We start from the raw sequence: 16,086 nt of genomic DNA on the forward strand, positions 1-16,086 counted from the left end.
CGGTATCCAGGCCGGTCATAGAATGAAATAAAAAAAGGTGCGGTCCCGATGGGAGCGCACCTTTTTTATTATCCGACCGGGGTCAGTTGCCGAGTATCTTCGTCGCCAACCAGAACAGGCCGGCGGACAAGCCGATGGTCATCGGCAGGGTCAGGACCCAGGCCAGCAGGATGGTCTTGATGGTGCTGCCTTGCAGGCCGCTTTTGCTGGCAAGCATGGTCCCGGCCACACCGGAGGACAACACGTGGGTGGTCGAGACGGGCAGGGCGACGATGTTCGCCAGGCCGATCAGACCGGCGGTGGTGATCTGCGCCGACATGCCCTGGGCATAGGTCATGCCCTGCTTGCCGATCTTCTCGCCGATGGTCAGTACCACACGTTTCCAGCCGATCATGGTGCCCAGGCCCAGGCCCAGGGCCAGTGCAACCGCCATGATCACCCAGAACGGCGCGTATTCGGTGGTGGCGGTCAGGTCCTTGCGCAGTTTTTCCAGGTCGGCCTTTTCACGGGAATCCAGGCCGGGCAACTTGCCGACTTTCTTCGCGGTGTCATCCAGGCACAACAGGTCGCGGCGCACTTCAATGCGTTTTTCCGCCGACAGCGAATGGTAGTCGGTCACGCCGGTGAGGTTGCTCATCAGGGCGTTGATGGTCGGCTCGGTCCGTTGCGGGTTGCAGCGGAATTTGCCCGGCATGTCGTCCACCACGTTTTTACCCAGGGCGAGGAAGTCGCTCAGGGTTTCGTGGTTGCGCTGATAGAACTGGCTCAGGTGCAGGGTCGCGTCGCGGGTGCGTTCGATCTGGTAAGTGGTGGTGCTCAGGTCCAGGACGAACTGCGCCGGCACGATACCGATCAGCACCAGCATGATCAGGCCGATGCCTTTCTGGCCATCGTTGGAGCCGTGCACGAAGCTTACCGCCATGGCGGAGATCACCAGTACCATGCGGTTCCAGAACGGCGGGTGCTTCTTGTCGTCGATCTTGCGCCGTTGTTCCGGGGTCTTGTGCATCTTGGACAGCGGTCGCCACCATTTCAGGCCGACCAGCAGCAGGCCCGCCAGCACCAGGCCGGCAATCGGCGAGAAGACCAGCGAGGCGCCGATATCCACGGCTTTCTGCCAGTTCACCCCCTCGCTCACGGGAATCCCGGTGAGCAGGGCGTTGGCCAGGCCGACCCCGAGGATCGAGCCGATCAGGGTGTGGGAACTGGAGGCCGGGATACCGAAGTACCAGGTGCCCAGGTTCCAGGCGATGGCCGCCGCGAGCAGGGAGAACACCATGGCCAGGCCATGTCCGGTGTTGACGTTGATCAGCAGTTCGACCGGCAGCAGGTGGACGATGGCATAGGCAACGCCCACCCCACCCATCAGCACGCCGAGGAAGTTGAACAGGCCGGAAAAGAACACTGCCAGTTCGGGCGGCATGGCTTTGGTGTAGATAACGGTGGCCACCGCGTTAGCGGTGTCATGAAAGCCGTTGATGAACTCGAAGCTGAGGACAAAGGCCAGGGCGAGCACCAGGCTCACAAGTACCCAGACATCCAGTCCGCTGAATAAATCGATCATGAAGGTTTTCTGACCCGGTCATAAGGGGGCGCGATTATGCCAGAAAACTTTCAAGTGAGGGCCTGCCTGATACCATTTGACCTGAGCGGGTGGTCAGGGCCGACGGTTGACACGCGGGTGGCGCAATTCTTGGCATCCGGCGGGCCTGGCGTTGTCCGGGTAGGAAAGGCCAGGCGGCGAAGGGCAGGGCCCGAAAAGGTTCAATAGCGATAAGCCTAGGGCTCCTCGGCCTTGAGTTCCTTTTCCATCTTTTGCAGTTCCTGGGTAAAAGCCTGGTCCAGAAGACTGGCTCGCTTGCGCCAGGGTTTGCGTTCTGGATCGGGTTGCGCGGCGTAGGTGGTGACTGCCCCGCCGTAAACATCCTTGTAACGTTGTTCCTGGCGCTCAAGTTCCGCGCGCAGTTCGTCTTTCGTCACAGTACTACCTAATTTGAGTTGGGTTATTGTGTTCCATTAAACGCAACCGCCCTGACGAGTCGTTCAATCCGGGGTTTGAGCGCTGACAGTTGGAGCCACTGTCGGGCCGGACGGCCTTATGGTCGTACAGGGTATTATAGCGGTCGGTTTGACTCACACTATCGCGAAGATAGGGGAGTTCGTCAACTTTGTCGGTGAGTTTTGTGATGTAGGAATCTTTAACTGTAACTTGAGGACCGGCTAACAGCTGCCTGTTTTTTGACGACAGTTATCAACTCAAGTTGCACTGCAATAAGCCGGGTACTTGGAAATAGAATCCCGGTTCTGTTGCAGAACCGCGGTTCAACTTCCTGATCGCCCCTCGCTGAGGCGCGTCCAAGGGTAAAAAAACGGCCTCACTTCGTGGGTGAGGCCGGACCGAGGGAGCTCCCGGTGGGTACCTGACCAGTATCCCGGGAAGTCCACGACGGCACGCCCAAGGTATAAGCTGCGGCGATCAGGGTCAATTGCGATTATCGGTCATTGGTTCGATAATCGAACCAAACCACGTTGCCCTGGCTTGTCTATCGGCCCGGGCTCGGCCTGTAATGGGCTTCCACCGCAGAGAAGGGATTTGCAATGAACGACCAACTGCGTGATGCCTTCGCTTCCGTGGCACCGCCCATCGTTGCCTCGCCGGCCAAGCGCATCCAGGCGTTTACCGGCGACCCCGACTTCATGACTTCGCTGGCCCGTGGCCTGGCGGTGGTGCAGGCGTTCCAGGAACGCAAGCGGCATCTGACCATCGCGCAGATCAGCCACCGTACGGAAATTCCCCGTGCGGCCGTGCGACGTTGCCTGCATACCTTGATCAAGCTCGGCTACGCCACCACCGACGGGCGTACCTATTCGCTGTTGCCCAAGGTGCTGACCCTGGGGCACGCCTATCTGTCGTCCACGCCCCTGGCCGTATCGGCCCAACCCTATCTCGACCGCATGAGCGAGCAACTGCACGAAGCCTGCAACATGGCGACCCTGGAGGGCGACGACATTCTGTACATCGCCCGTTCCGCCACCACCCAGCGCCTGATCTCGGTCGACCTGTCGGTGGGCGGCCGGTTGCCGGCCTATTGCACGTCCATGGGGCGAATCCTGTTGGCGGCGCTGGACGATGCCTCCTTGCGCGAGTACCTCGAGCACGCCGACCTGCACGCCAAGACCAGTCGGACCCTGCACACCCCCGAAGCCTTGCTCGACTGCCTGCAACAGGTTCGCCAGCAAGGTTGGTGCATTGTCGACCAGGAACTGGAGCAGGGCTTGCGCTCCATTGCCGTGCCGGTCTACGACGCCTCCGGGCAAGTGCTGGCGGCGCTGAACATCAGCACCCATGCCGGGCGGGTCAGCTGCGGCGAGCTGGAGCAGCGTTTCCTGCCGAGCTTGCTCAAGGCCAGTCGCGAGTTGAGTGCGCAGTTGTTTTCCTGAGCTGTAGTCCTGGCAGGAGACCGCGTTATCGTTCATCGCGAGCAAGCTTGCTCCTACAAATTTGTGTCGATCACAGGTTATGTGTACGACACAGCACTGTAGGAGCAAGCTTGCTCGCGATGCGGTTTCCCAGGCGACGAATGCCTTGAAGGATAAAACCGGTAGCTTGCAAACAATCGGTTCGATTATCGAACGGTTAATCGATTATCGGATTGTTTGGCCGCCGCCCCCCGGCTTAACCTGAGCTCATCACGGCGCTGAACCTCGCGCTGTCCCTCAGGCTTGTTGAAACCGGGAGTCTGCACCCATGGCTGAAATCCTTTCGCTGCATGAAGCGGTGAAGCAGTTCGTCAACGACGGCGATACCGTCGCGCTCGAAGGCTTCACCCATCTGATTCCGACTGCGGCGGGTCATGAAATCATTCGTCAGGGCAAGAAAGACCTGACGCTGGTCCGCATGACGCCCGATCTGATCTATGACCAGCTCATCGGTTCCGGTTGCGCCCGCAAGCTGATTTTCTCCTGGGGCGGCAATCCGGGGGTGGGCTCGTTGCACCGCCTGCGCGACGCCGTCGAGAAACACTGGCCGCATCCGCTGGAAATCGAAGAGCACAGCCACGCCGACCTGGCCAATGCCTATGTGGCCGGTGCTTCCGGCTTGCCGTTCGCGGTACTGCGGGCCTATGCCGGTTCCGACCTGCCGAAGGTCAATCCGCTGATCAAGACGGTCACCTGCCCGTTCACCGGTGAAGTGCTGGCCGCCGTGCCCTCGGTACGCCCGGACGTCACCGTGATCCATGCCCAGAAAGCCGACCGCAAGGGCAACGTGCTGCTCTGGGGTATTCTCGGTGTGCAGAAGGAGGCGGCCCTGGCGGCCAAGCGCTGCATCGTCACCGTCGAGGAAATCGTCGACGACCTGCAGGCCCCGATGAACGCCTGTGTCTTGCCGACCTGGGCGCTGAGCGCCGTGTGTCATGTGCCCGGCGGCGCCCACCCGTCCTACGCCCATGGTTATACCGAGCGCGATAACCGTTTCTACCAGGCCTGGGATCCGATTGCCCGTGACCGCGCGACCTTTACCGCCTGGATCGCCGAGTACATCCATGGCACCGCGAACTTTGCCGAGTTCCAGAGCAAGCTGGCCCACGCCTCGGAGGCTGAATAATGACCTACACCACCAATGAAATGATGACGGTGGCCGCCGCCCGTCGACTGAAGAACGGTTCGGTCTGCTTCGTCGGCATCGGCCTGCCGTCCAAGGCCGCCAACCTCGCGCGCCTGACTTCTTCGCCGGACGTGGTGCTGATCTACGAGTCGGGTCCGATTGGCGCCAAGCCCAGTGTGCTGCCGCTGTCCATCGGTGACGGCGAGTTGGCGGAAACCGCCGACACCGTGGTCCCCACCGGCGAGATCTTCCGCTATTGGCTGCAAGGCGGGCGCATCGATGTCGGCTTTCTCGGCGCGGCCCAGGTCGACCGTTTCGGCAATATCAACACCACCGTGGTCGGCGACTATTTCTCGCCCAAGGTCCGTCTGCCCGGTGCCGGTGGCGCGCCGGAAATCGCCGGCTCCGCGAAAAGCGTGCTGATAATCCTCAAGCAGTCGTCGCGCTCCTTTGTCGACAAGCTGGACTTCATCACCTCCGTCGGTCACGGCGAAGGCGGCGATTCGCGCAAGCGCCTGGGCCTGCCGGGTGCCGGTCCCGTAGGGATCATCACCGACCTGTGCATCATGGAGCCGGAAGCGCAGAGCAACGAATTCATCGTCACCTCGCTGCATCCGGGCGTGACCCGCGAGCAAGTGATCGCCGCCACCGGCTGGGCCGTGCGTTTCGCCGAGCAGGTGGACAGCACCGCCGCGCCGACCGAGCTTGAACTGAGCGCCCTGCGTGACCTCGAAGCCCGCACCGCTGCGGCCCATGGCCAAACCCCGGGAGAAGCCTGATGCGCGACGTCTTTATCTGTGACGCCATTCGTACTCCCATCGGTCGCTTCGGTGGCGGCCTGTCCACGGTGCGCGCCGATGACCTGGCGGCCGTGCCGATCAAGGCGCTGATGGAACGTAACCCGTCGGTGAACTGGAGCGAGGTCGATGAAGTGTTTCTCGGCTGCGCCAACCAGGCCGGCGAAGACAACCGCAACGTTGCCCGCATGGCGCTGTTGTTGGCGGGGCTGCCGGAAAGCATTCCAGGCGTGACCCTCAACCGTCTCTGCGCCTCGGGCATGGACGCGATCGGCACCGCATTCCGCGCCATCGCCAGCGGCGAGATGGAACTGGCGATTGCCGGCGGCGTGGAGTCCATGTCCCGGGCACCCTTCGTGATGGGCAAGGCTGACGCGGCGTTTTCCCGCAACATGAAACTGGAAGACACCACCATCGGCTGGCGCTTTATCAACCCGCTGATGAAGGCCCAATACGGTGTCGATGCGATGCCGCAGACCGGCGATAACGTGGCGGACGACTATCGAGTGTCCCGTGCCGACCAGGACGCGTTTGCCCTGCGCAGCCAGCAACGGACGGCGGTTGCTCAGGCCGCCGGTTTCTTCGATGAAGAAATCGTGCCGGTGCGTATCGCCCATAAGAAAGGCGAAACCGTGGTGGCACAGGATGAACATCCACGGGCCGACACGACGCTGGAAGCCCTGGCCAAACTCAAGCCGGTCAACGGCCCGGACAAGACCGTCACCGCCGGCAATGCGTCCGGTGTCAACGATGGGGCCGCGGCGCTGATCCTGGCGTCTGCCGAGGCCGTGAAGAAACACGGCCTGACGCCGCGTGCCCGGGTGCTCGGCATGGCCAGCGCGGGTGTCGCGCCGCGGGTCATGGGGATCGGCCCGGTACCGGCGGTGCGCAAGTTGACCGAGCGCCTGGGGCTGGCCGTCAGTGACTTCGACGTCATCGAACTCAACGAAGCCTTCGCCAGCCAGGGCCTGGCGGTCCTGCGTGAACTGGGCATTGCCGACGATGCGCCGCAGGTCAACCCGAACGGTGGGGCCATCGCCCTCGGTCATCCGTTGGGCATGAGCGGCGCCCGCCTGGTGCTGACGGCGCTCCACCAGTTGGAGAAGACCGGCGGCAGCAAGGGCCTGGCGACCATGTGTGTCGGTGTCGGACAGGGGCTGGCGCTGGCGATTGAACGGATCTGAGATCCACAGGCAACAAAACAGGCGCCCGGATGACTGCCACGCACCGTCATTCGGGCGAATGTTCTTGCGAAACAGGCTCGTTGCAAAGTATGTCTAGACTGCAACTTACCTCCTTCGAGTGATGAAACATGACAACAACAACGATGCCGTACACTGCCGAAGAACGTAACAAGAGGATCATTGCCATTGTCGGCGCTTCTTCCGGCAACCTGGTCGAATGGTTCGACTTCTACGTCTATGCCTTCTGTGCCATCTACTTCGCCCCTGCGTTCTTTCCCTCCGACAATCCCACGGTGCAGTTGGTCAACACCGCCGGGGTGTTCGCCGCCGGCTTCCTGATGCGGCCGATCGGCGGCTGGCTGTTCGGTCGCGTGGCCGACAAGCACGGACGCAAGAACTCGATGGTGATCTCGGTGCTGATGATGTGCGCCGGCTCCCTGGTCATCGCCTTCCTGCCCGGCTACGCGACCATCGGTGCCTGGGCGCCGGTTCTGCTGTTGTTGGCGCGACTGTTCCAGGGCCTGTCGGTGGGCGGTGAATACGGCACCACCGCGACCTACATGAGCGAGGTGGCCCTGCGTGGCCAGCGCGGTTTCTTTGCCTCGTTCCAGTACGTGACCCTGATCGGTGGCCAGTTGCTGGCGGTGCTGGTACTGGTGATCATCCAGCAGTTCCTCACCGAACCTGAGATCAAGGCCTGGGGCTGGCGGGTTCCGTTCGTGATCGGCGCCATCGCGGCGCTGATCTCGCTGTTTCTGCGTCGTGCCCTGAAGGAAACCACCAGCAAGGAAAACCGCGAGGACAAGGACGCCGGCAGCATGCGGGCGCTGTTCCGCGATCACAAGGCCGCCTTCATCACCGTGCTCGGCTATACCGCCGGCGGCTCGCTGATTTTCTACACCTTCACCACCTACATGCAGAAGTACCTGGTGAACACCACCGGCATGACGGCCAAGACCGCCAGCTTCATCATGACCGCCGTGCTCTTCCTTTATATGTGCATGCAGCCGTTCTTCGGCATGCTCTCGGACAGGATCGGCCGGCGTAACTCGATGCTCTGGTTCGGCGCGTTGGGCGCCGTGTTCACGGTGCCGATCCTGCTGGCCCTGAAGACTGTCACCAGCCCGTTCCTGGCGTTCGTGCTGATCACCCTGGCCCTGGCGATCGTCAGTTTCTATACCTCCATCAGTGGCCTGGTCAAAGCCGAGATGTTCCCGGTCCAGGTACGGGCACTGGGCGTGGGCCTGGCCTACGCGGTGGCGAATGCGGTCTTCGGTGGTTCGGCGGAATACGTGGCCCTGAACCTGAAGCTGGCGGGGATGGAAAACGCCTTCTACTGGTATGTGACCGTGATGATGGTGGTCGCTTTCCTGTTCAGCCTGCGCCTGCCGAAGCAGGCGGCCTACCTGCATAGCGATCATTGATCGGTTCGCGCGTCCTTTGCGGGCGCGCTTCACCCCTGTAACGACCGGACCCTACCGTTGGCTTTCATTTGAAGGAGATGAGCGTGGCTTTCGTACAACTTGCCGAAGGTGAACTGAATTACCAGCTGGAGGGCCCGCCCGGTGCGCCGGTCCTGGTGTTGTCCAACTCGCTGGGAACCGATCTGGGGATGTGGGACACCCAGATACCCGCGTTTGCCGAGCATTTTCGGGTCTTGCGCTACGACACCCGCGGCCATGGCCGCTCGCTGGTCACGCCCGGGCCCTACAGCATCGAGCAACTGGGGCGTGACGTGCTGGCGTTGCTGGACGCGCTGCAGATCGAGCGCGCGCATTTCTGCGGCCTGTCCATGGGCGGCCTGATCGGTCAGTGGCTGGGGATCAACGCCGGCCACCGTCTGCAGCGGCTGATCGTCTGCAACACGGCGGCGAAGATCGGCGATCCGAGCATCTGGAATCCACGGATCGAGGCGGTGTCGACGGGCGGCCAGGCGGCGATGCTGGCCCTGCGCGACGGGGCGGTTTCACGCTGGTTCACCGCGGAATTCGCCCAGGCGCATCCGGATCGGGTCACGCCGATTACCGATATGCTTGCCGCCACGTCGCCCCAGGGCTATGCGGCCAACTGCTGTGCGGTGCGCGACGCGGATTTTCGCGATCAACTGGTGCAGATCCAAGTGCCGCTGCTGGTGATTTCCGGTACCGAGGATGCGGTGACGCCCCCGTCGGGCGGGATCTTTATCCAGGAGCACGTCGAGGGCGCCGAATACGCCGAGTTCCACGCCGCGCACCTGTCCAACGTGCAGGCCGGCGATGCGTTCAGCCAGCGGGTGCTGGCGTTTCTGTCCGCCGGGGCTTGAAAGGTTTCGAGCGAAATCTTTCTCTTTTGGATGAAAATTTCGCCGCCACCTGAACAGCTCCGGGTGTTTGTGCTCTGATGGAAGCAATGGCTGCTCTGCCATTGCTTTGATCTGGACCCGCCCAATCCCATGAAGTCGTTTGCCGCACTCTTGTCCGCCGTTGTGATCGCCGTCAGCCTGGCCGGTTGCATCGGTCCGCCGATGCCCTTGACCGCACAGACCGAACAGGCCCTGCGCTCGCAACCACCGATCCGTTTCCTGCTGACCTTCGATGACGGGCCCAGCGCCTCGAGTTTCTGGAACCCGACGGCGTCGGTGCTCGACGACCTGGCGCGCAACCCGATCCAGCCGGGGATCAAGGCCGTGTTCTTTGTCCAGACCCGTGCCCCGCGGGCCGGCAACAGCGACATCGGTCGTGCGCTGATGCGGCGCGAGCATGCCGAGGGGCATATCCTCGGCTTTCATACTGCGACCCCCTGGCACACCAATCACCGCTCGCTGAGTCCGGAGGAACTGGAACAGTCGCTCACCGACGGCAGTGCGGATATTGCGGCGATCACCGGTGCGCCACCGACGATCCTGCGCCCGCCGTTCTGGAACTACGACAAGCGCACTTTCGCCGCCTACCAGCAGCATGGCCTGCACGTGTTGTTGACGGACCTGAGTGCCAATGACGGCAAGATCTGGGGCATTACCGCCAGCCCGCAGCGCCGGGCCAACCTGCTCAAGCACCTGGCCGAGGTCCGCGAGCAGATTGCCCAGGGCAAGATGCCGGTGGTCGATGGGGTGATTCCGGTGGTGGTGACTTTCCACGACCTCAATCGCTACACCGCCCGGCATATGCAGGAGTATTTGCAGATCCTGATGGACTGCGCACGGGAGACCGGAGTGCGGACGGCCGAGCAACCGTTCTATACGGATCGCTCGGTTTTGTTGCGGGCCGTGATGGCCCGCACGGTTCAGGACAGTTCCGTGCCCGTGCGTTTGCCCGGGTTCTGGAACTGGTGGTGGAACAAGAATTCAGAGTAGGCCGAGGTAGGCCTACAGCAACGAAATCGGATAGCTGACGATCAGGCGGTTTTCGTCGAATTCGTTGCTGCTGAAACTCTTGCGAATGCTGGAGTTGCGCCAGCGCACGTTGAGGTTCTTGAAGCTACCGCTTTGCACGGTGTAGCCCAGCTCGGACTCACGCCCCCACTCCTTGCCGTCGGTAATGGCCCCGGTGTGCACGTTGTCCCCGCTGATATAGCGGTTCATCAGGGTCAACCCCGGAATGCCGAGGGCCGCGAAGTTGTAGTCATGGCGCAGCTGCCAGGACTTCTCCCGGGCGTTGTCGTAGCTGTTGTTGTAGCTGTCGTTGGCCAGGGTGCCGCCGCTGGTGCCGTTGACGCGCATCCAGACGCTGTTGCCGGTGAGTTTCTGCAAGCCGACATAGAAGGTGTTGCCGCCGTATTTGGCCGAGAACAGCCCGGACATGGTCTTGTTCTCCAGTTCGCCAGCGCGGGCGCTGCCGTCGTCCTTGCCGTAGAAGTAGCCGAGGTTGGCGCCCAAGGTCCAGTCGCCCAGCGGTTGGCTGTGGACCAGGTTGACGTACTGCTGGCTGTAGATGTCCTTGAGCTGGGCATTCCACAGCCCGATCATCGTGCGCTTGTCATTGAAGGTGTATTCGCCGCCCTCGAAGTTGAAACGGTCGGAGGTGATGCCTGGCTTACCGTTCATGAACATGTCGGTCATGCTCGAATCGTTACGCGGGCTGTTCTTCTGGAACTGGCCGCCGTAGAGGGTCAGGCCGTCGATTTCCTTCGAGGTGATCTGGCCGCCGCGAAAGGTTTGCGGCAGCGAGCGACCGTCGTCCGAGCGCAGGATCGGCAGCACCGGCATCCATTCGCCGACCTTCAGTTCCGTCTTGGAAATCTTCGCCTTGAAGGCCACGTCCAGGCGCCCGAAGTTGCTGGCTGGGCGTCCGTTACCGTCCAGTGGCAGCAACTGGGTACCGCCGGTGCCTTTGCCGCCGTCAAGCTTTTCCGAGAAGGTGCCCAGCACATCGGCGCCGAAGCCCACGGTGCCCTGGGTGAAGCCGGATCGGGCATCGAGGATGAAGCTCTGCGTCCATTCCTGGGCCTTTGATTGAGGGAAGGCCGGGTTGGTGAAGTTGCGGTTGATGAAGAAGTTACGCAGGTTCAGGTTGGCTTGGGCGTCCTCCACAAAGCCATGTTCCTCGGCCATGGCCGGCAGGGTCGCGCTGGCCATGGCGATGGCCAGCAGGGTGCGGGAGGAAACGATGCGCGTGTTCAGTGGCTTCATGGATCGGTCTCTCTAGTTGTTAGGGATGAAGCAGGGCGTAGCCGCAACCAGGGGTGCAGACAAGGTGTTCGAACGGGGAACGGCGGGTGTGATCAGCCGGTGAGGGCGGGGTATCGAGACATGCGGATGAACCTGTTGTTGTTATGGCTATGGGTCAGTGCAGGGAATGGTGCGGCGAATTAACCAGTTAGTTCAATTGAGATCGGGCGATTTTGTGCGATTATCGAACAGAACAGTTCAGGGATGAAAAAACCCGCCGGTGGCGGGTTTTTTGTGTGGCGTGAAAGGCTTCAGCCCTTCGGTGGCGTCTCGTCGATCGGCTGGGCCTGGCCGGCCTGCTCGTACCAGCCACCGCCGAGGGCCTTGTACAGGTTGACCTCGCTGGTGAGCTGCGACAGGCGATCGCTGATCAGCGATTGCTGGGCGCTGAACAACGAGCGCTGGGCATCGAGGAAGGTCAGGTTGCTGTCGACACCAATGCGGTAGCGACGCTCGGCCAGGCGGTAGTAATCCTGGTTGGCGGCGACCAGGTCACGCTGGGCCTGCAACTGCTGGTTGAAGGTCTGGCGCGCAGCCAGGCCGTCGGAGACTTCCCGGAAGCCGGTCTGAATGGCTTTCTCGTAGTTGGCGACGCTGATCTCCTTCTGGATTTTCGAGTAATCCAGGCTGGCTTTCAGGCTGCCGGCGTTGAAGATCGGAATGTTGATACTCGGCGAGAACGACCAGGTCCCCGAACCGCCCTTGAACAGGCCACCCATGTCCGGGCTCAAGGTCCCGGCATTGGCGGTCAGGCTGATGCTCGGGAAGAACGCCGCGCGTGCGGCGCCGATATTGGCATTGGCCGCCAGCAACTGGTGCTCGGCGCTTAGAATATCCGGACGCCGTTGCAGCAGGTCGGACGGCAGGCCGGCCGGCATCTCGCTGAGCAGTTTGGCCGACAGCGGTTGAGCCTCCGGCAGGTTGGCCGGCAAACCGCTACCGAGCAGCAACGTCAGGCTGTTCTGGTCTTCGGCGACCTGGCGGGTGAATTGCGCCAGCTTGACCCGGGCACCTTCCACCGAGGTCCGCGCCTGGCTCAGGTCCAGGGCGGAGGCCACACCGACTTCGTTGCTGCGTGCCGTCAGCTTGTAGCTTTCCTCGTAGGCGGCCAGGGTTTCCTGGGTCAGCTTGAGCAGTTCCTTGTCGGCCTGCCAGGTCAGGTAGGCGTTGGCCACGCTGGCCACCAGGCTGATCTGCGTGCTGCGGCGGGCTTCTTCGCTGGCGAAGTAGGTCTGCAGCGCCTTCTCGCTCAGGCTACGGACACGACCGAACAGGTCCAGCTCATAGGAGCTGACCCCAAGGGTCGCCGAGTACTGGCTGTTGATCCTTTCCGTGCCGGTACTCGAGACGTTGGCCGGTACGCGTTGGCGACTGCCGTTGCCATTGGCCGTGACGGCCGGGAACAGGTCGGCGCGCTGGATCTGGTACTGGGCGCGGTAGGCGTCGATGTTCAGCGCCGCGACCCGCAGGTCGCGGTTGTTTTCCAGGGCGACCTGGATCAGCTGCCGCAGTGCCGGGTCGTTGAAGAACTGCCGCCAGCCCTGTTCGGCTGCCGCGACGTCTGCCGCCTGGGCCGGCGAGTAGGCCGGCCCTTGCGGGTACTGCGCCGCCACCGGCGCTGCGGGGCGCTGGTAGTCGGGGATCAACGAGCAACCGCTGAGCACGAAGGCCGCGACCGCTACACTGAGAAGGGACTTGCTCATTGGGCAGCCTCATTGCTTAGAGTTTCAGTCGTGTCCGACTGCTGGTGCTTTTTCTCGCCGCCGATGGACGACACCGATACGAAGAACAGCGGAACCCAGAAAATCGCCAGGATCGTCGCGGTGATCATACCGCCGATCACCCCGGTACCGATGGCGTGCTGGCTGCCTGAGCCTGCACCGGTGGAGATCGCCAGCGGCACCACGCCGAGGATGAAGGCCAGGGAGGTCATGATGATCGGACGCAAACGCATGCGGCAAGCCTCGATCGCCGCGTCCACCAGGCTGCGTCCCTGTTCATGCAGCTCCTTGGCGAACTCCACGATCAGGATGGCGTTTTTCGCCGCCAGGCCGATGGTCGTCAACAGGCCCACCTGGAAGTACACGTCGTTGGACAGCCCGCGGAAGGTCGTCGCCAACAGCGCACCGATGATCCCCAGCGGTACCACCAGCACCACGGCGATTGGAATCGACCAGCTCTCGTACAGTGCGGCCAGGCACAGGAACACCATCAGCAGCGACAGGGCGAACAGCGCCGGCGCCTGGGAGCCGGACAGCTTCTCCTCGTACGACAGGCCCGTCCAGGAGATCCCGACGCCGGCCGGCAGTTTCGCGGCGATCGCCTCGACTTCCGCCAGGGCCTGGCCGGTACTGTAGCCGGGGGCCGGGGCACCGAGAATTTCCATGGCGGCGACGCCGTTGAAACGTGACAGTTTCGGCGAACCGTAGACCCACTCACCCTTGGCGAACGCGGAGAACGGCACCATGACCCCGGCTTTGTTGCGCACGTACCATTTCTGCAGGTCTTCAGGGCTCATCCGTGAACTGGGCATGCCTTGCACGAACACCTTCTTCACCCGACCACGGTCGATGAAGTCGTTGACATAATTGGCGCCCAGCGCAATCGACAAGCTGCTGTTGATGTCCGCGAGGGACAGGCCCAGGGCACTGGCGCGCTCGTCGTCGATGCTCAGTTGGTACTGCGGCTCGTCGTTCAGGCCGTTTGGACGAACCTGGGCAAGCACCTTGCTCTGCGCCGCCATGCCGAGGAACTGGTTGCGGGCGGCCATCAACTTGTCGTGACCGATACCGGCCTGGTCCTGCAGATAGACGTCGAAACCGATGGCATTACCCAATTCCAGTACCGCCGGAGGGGCGAAGGCAAACACCATCGCGTCGCGGAACGAGAAGAAGTGCTGCTGCGCACGGGCGGCGAGGCTGAACACGGTGTTCTGGCTGGAGCGTTCATGCCAGGGCTTGAGCATGATGAAGCCCAGGCCCGAGCTCTGGCCGTTACCGGCGAAGTTGAAGCCGCGTACGGTAAACACCGAGGCCACGGTGTCGGTTTCCTGGGTCAACAGGTATTCGCGCATTTCGTCGAGTACCGCCTGGGTCCGCTCGGCGCTGGAGCCGGCTGGCGTCTGTACCTGGGCGAACAAGACGCCCTGGTCTTCTTCCGGCAGGAACGAGGTCGGAATACGGGTGAACAGCCAGATCATGCCGGCAAAGATGATCACGTAGACCAGCAGGTACGGCGCCTTGTGGCGCAGGATGCTGCCCACGGTGCGTTCGTAGCCGCGGACACTGCGGTCGAAGTTGCGGTTGAACCAGCCGAAGAAGCCGCGCTTGGCGGTGCCGTGGTCGCCCTTGGCAATCGGCTTGAGCATGGTGGCGCACAGGGCCGGGGTGAAGATCAGGGCGACCATCACCGACAGGGCCATGGCCGAGACGATGGTGATCGAGAACTGCCTGTAGATCACCCCGGTGGAGCCGGCGAAGAACGCCATGGGCAGCAATACCGCCGAGAGCACGAGGGCGATACCCACCAGCGCGCCCTGGATCTGCCCCATGGATCGCTTCGTCGCCTCCTTGGGCGACAGGCCTTCCTCGCTCATCACCCGCTCGACGTTTTCCACCACGACGATGGCATCGTCCACCAGCAAGCCGATGGCCAGTACCATGCCGAACATGGTCAGGGTGTTGATGCTGAAGCCGGCCGCAGCGAGGATCCCGAAAGTCCCCAGCAACACCACCGGAACGGTCATGGTGGTGATGATGGTGGCGCGGAAGTTCTGCAGGAACAGGAACATCACCAGGAACACCAGCACGATCGCCTCGACCAGGGTTTCAACCACGCCCTTGATCGATTCGGTCACCACCGGGGTGGTGTCGTACGGGTAGACCACTTGCATGCCCGGCGGAAAGAACGGCTCCAGCGTGGAGATGGTCTTGCGCAGGGCCTTGGCGGTGTCCAGGGCGTTGGCGCCGGCCGCGAGCTTCACCGCCAGGCCGGATGCCGGCTTGCCGTTGAACTGGGCGTTGACGCTGTAGTTTTCGCCACCGAGGGCGACATCGGCGACATCACCCAGGCGCACCTGCGAGCCGTCCTGGTTGACCTTGAGCAGAATGGCCTTGAACTGTTCGGCGGTCTGCAGGCGGGTCTTGCCGATGATGGTTGCGTTCAACTGTTGACCAGGCATGGCCGGCAGCCCACCCAGCTGCCCGGAAGCCACCTGGACGTTCTGCGCGGCGATGGCGGTTTTCACGTCCACCGGGGTCAGCTTGAAGTTGTTCAGCTTGGCCGGGTCGAGCCAGATGCGCATCGCATACTGGGCACCGAACACCTGGAAGTCACCGACACCGGCGGTCCGCGAGATCGGGTCCTGCATGTTGGACACGATGTAGTTCGCCAGGTCGTCCCGGTTCATGCTGCCGTCCGTGGAGACGACACCGATCACCATCAGGTAGTTCTTCACCGACTTGGTCACGCGAATACCCTGTTGCTGCACTTCTTGCGGCAGCAGCGGGGTGGCCAGGTTCAGCTTGTTCTGCACCTGGACCTGCGCGGTATCGGGGCTGGTGCCCTGGTTGAAGGTCGCGGTAATGGTCATGCTGCCGTCGGAGTTGCTCGACGACTCGATATAACGCAGGTTGTCGATACCGTTGAGCTGCTGCTCGATCACCTGGACCACGGTGTCCTGCACGGTCTGCGCCGAAGCGCCCGGGTAGGTCACGGCAATCGCGATGGCCGGCGGGGCAATGGCCGGGTACTGGTTGATCGGCAACTTGAGGATCGATAGAGCCCCGACCAACATGATCACCAGGGCGATTACCCAGGCGAAGATTGGCCGGTCGATAAAGAATTTCGACATGG

General features: G+C 62.4%; 12 protein-coding genes. 7 read left to right on the forward strand and 5 right to left on the reverse strand.

Features of this window, described 5'->3' with window-relative positions; genetic code table 11:
* Positions 1–82: 82 nt before the first annotated feature.
* Positions 83–1,564 (reverse strand): inorganic phosphate transporter, encoded by a 1,482-nt coding sequence (locus UCMB321_RS07155; RefSeq protein ID WP_040064906.1) that lies wholly within the window; start codon positions 1,562–1,564, stop codon positions 83–85.
* A gap of 215 nt (positions 1,565–1,779) precedes the next feature.
* The gene (locus tag UCMB321_RS07160) at positions 1,780–1,980 is read right to left on the reverse strand and encodes a hypothetical protein (RefSeq protein WP_040064907.1); all 201 of its coding nucleotides are present in this window, start codon (positions 1,978–1,980) and stop codon (positions 1,780–1,782) included.
* Between the two features lie 618 nt (positions 1,981–2,598).
* Between UCMB321_RS07160 and pcaR the strand changes: the two genes are divergently transcribed.
* From pcaR to UCMB321_RS07195, 7 genes are all read left to right on the forward strand, one after another.
* Positions 2,599–3,441 carry a pca regulon transcriptional regulator PcaR gene (pcaR, locus tag UCMB321_RS07165; RefSeq protein ID WP_040064908.1) on the forward strand — a complete coding sequence of 281 codons (843 nt, stop codon included), beginning with the start codon at positions 2,599–2,601 and terminating at the stop codon, positions 3,439–3,441.
* 307 nt (positions 3,442–3,748) lie between these two features.
* Positions 3,749–4,606: a CoA transferase subunit A gene (locus UCMB321_RS07170; protein ID WP_040064909.1), complete on the forward strand. Its 858-nt coding sequence runs from the start codon at positions 3,749–3,751 to the stop codon at positions 4,604–4,606.
* Positions 4,603–5,385, forward strand: a complete 783-nt coding sequence (locus UCMB321_RS07175) for a CoA-transferase subunit beta (RefSeq protein WP_209437138.1) — start codon at positions 4,603–4,605, stop codon at positions 5,383–5,385. The genes UCMB321_RS07170 and UCMB321_RS07175 overlap by 4 nt, the downstream gene beginning before the upstream one ends.
* Entirely contained in the window at positions 5,382–6,587 is a 1,206-nt protein-coding gene (pcaF, locus tag UCMB321_RS07180) for a 3-oxoadipyl-CoA thiolase (RefSeq protein WP_209437139.1), read from the forward strand. Before UCMB321_RS07175 ends, pcaF begins: the two co-directional genes overlap by 4 nt.
* 128 nt (positions 6,588–6,715) lie before the next feature.
* The gene (locus UCMB321_RS07185) at positions 6,716–8,011 is read left to right on the forward strand and encodes an MFS family transporter (RefSeq protein ID WP_040064912.1); all 1,296 of its coding nucleotides are present in this window, start codon (positions 6,716–6,718) and stop codon (positions 8,009–8,011) included.
* An 83-nt stretch (positions 8,012–8,094) separates the two neighbouring features.
* Entirely contained in the window at positions 8,095–8,889 is a 795-nt protein-coding gene (pcaD, locus tag UCMB321_RS07190; RefSeq protein ID WP_040064993.1) for a 3-oxoadipate enol-lactonase, read from the forward strand.
* Positions 8,890–9,018: 129 nt separating this feature from the next.
* Positions 9,019–9,918, forward strand: coding sequence for a polysaccharide deacetylase family protein (locus UCMB321_RS07195; protein WP_040064913.1), 900 nt, complete (start codon positions 9,019–9,021; stop codon positions 9,916–9,918).
* 12 nt (positions 9,919–9,930) lie between these two features.
* Here the strand turns inward: UCMB321_RS07195 and UCMB321_RS07200 are convergent, their stop codons facing one another.
* From UCMB321_RS07200 to UCMB321_RS07210, 3 genes are all read right to left on the reverse strand, one after another.
* The gene (locus UCMB321_RS07200) at positions 9,931–11,193 is read right to left on the reverse strand and encodes an OprD family porin (RefSeq protein ID WP_040064914.1); all 1,263 of its coding nucleotides are present in this window, start codon (positions 11,191–11,193) and stop codon (positions 9,931–9,933) included.
* A 290-nt stretch (positions 11,194–11,483) separates the two neighbouring features.
* A complete protein-coding gene (gene adeC / locus UCMB321_RS07205; protein WP_040064915.1) occupies positions 11,484–12,935 on the reverse strand; it encodes an AdeC/AdeK/OprM family multidrug efflux complex outer membrane factor in 1,452 nt (483 codons plus the stop codon).
* Positions 12,932–16,084 carry an efflux RND transporter permease subunit gene (locus UCMB321_RS07210; RefSeq protein WP_040064916.1) on the reverse strand — a complete coding sequence of 1,051 codons (3,153 nt, stop codon included), beginning with the start codon at positions 16,082–16,084 and terminating at the stop codon, positions 12,932–12,934. The genes adeC and UCMB321_RS07210 overlap by 4 nt, the downstream gene beginning before the upstream one ends.
* Positions 16,085–16,086 lie beyond the last annotated feature (2 nt).

Origin of the sequence: Pseudomonas batumici, assembly GCF_000820515.1 — a bacterium.
In the GTDB taxonomy this organism is placed as follows: domain Bacteria; phylum Pseudomonadota; class Gammaproteobacteria; order Pseudomonadales; family Pseudomonadaceae; genus Aquipseudomonas; species Aquipseudomonas batumici.